1 protein-coding gene is annotated in these 422 nt (G+C 50.2%); it reads right to left on the reverse strand.

Features of this window, described 5'->3' with window-relative positions; all coding sequences use genetic code 11:
• Positions 1 to 422, reverse strand: a 422-nt coding sequence (locus ABZJ92_RS22310; protein ID WP_353765466.1) for a P22 phage major capsid protein family protein, incomplete at both ends; no start/stop codon positions are given.

Below are 422 nucleotides of genomic sequence, written 5' to 3' on the forward strand. Positions count from 1 at the left end.
ACCGGAGTGGTATCAGCAAGAGAGGTGTTTACGTTAGCGTAAGCCTTCTCTTCTTTTGTCAGTGACGCGTCATCCAGCGCAATCGGCTTCGGCGTGATTTCGATGTGAGTACCATCGATCACACGGGTGATTGAGAAAGTCGCGTCATCAGTCAGCACATTCTTCGCCATCTGAGACAGGAACTTCACACCAATGAAGCTGATTTTGTCGCCGCGCTTAAATCCGGTGGTGGAGGATACGGTCACCGTTGCAACACGGTTGTCGACGTTCTCTTTGTTACCATCGGTATCAAGGGTGTATGCCTGCGGCTTAAACTTCTGCGCACCAGAAACAGTTACACCAGTCGCGGTTGACTTGGTAACTGCCGGAAGTTTCGGTGAGCGAAGAATTTCATCAAAGCCAGCAATCTGACGCTGAATAGT

It is taken from the genome of Shigella sp. FJ200513, assembly GCF_040495915.1.
Taxonomy (GTDB): domain Bacteria; phylum Pseudomonadota; class Gammaproteobacteria; order Enterobacterales; family Enterobacteriaceae; genus ECMA0423.